Annotated in this window: 1 protein-coding gene; it reads left to right on the plus strand. The window is 42.4% G+C overall.

The genetic code is table 11. From position 1 onward, the window contains the following. Positions 1 to 318: ABC transporter substrate binding protein (locus tag AAEY79_RS14275; RefSeq protein ID WP_352288908.1), on the plus strand; the 318-nt coding region annotated here is incomplete at its 5' end. Between the last annotated feature and the right edge of the window lie 43 nt (positions 319 to 361).

Consider the following 361-nt stretch of genomic DNA (forward strand, 5'->3'; position numbering starts at 1 on the left):
GCCTCAGCCTTTGAAGCGATGGCACAAGCTGCCAATGAGCTAAAACTGCCTATTGTTGCCTCTGATGAATTCAGTGTCCAACGCGGCGCCACAGCAGCACTTGGTGTCAATGATTATGATTTTGGTCGTACGACAGGTAAGATGGTTTATCGCATTTTAAATGGTGAAGCGGTCAGTACCGTTAAGCCTGAAGTCATGAACGAATTGACACTCTACGTCAGCCCTAAACATGCTAAAACGCAAGGTGTAGTACTGTCAGATGAGCTGTTAAAAAATGCTATTAATGTCGATGAAAAAGTAAAAATTGCCAGCAAATAATCGCTGGTAGATAAGAGTGAATACGCAGTAGATAGCTTATAAT

The sequence above is a fragment of the Psychrobacter sp. GW64-MNA-CIBAN-0177 genome, assembly GCF_040309585.1.
Taxonomy (GTDB): Bacteria; Pseudomonadota; Gammaproteobacteria; order Pseudomonadales; family Moraxellaceae; genus Psychrobacter; species Psychrobacter okhotskensis.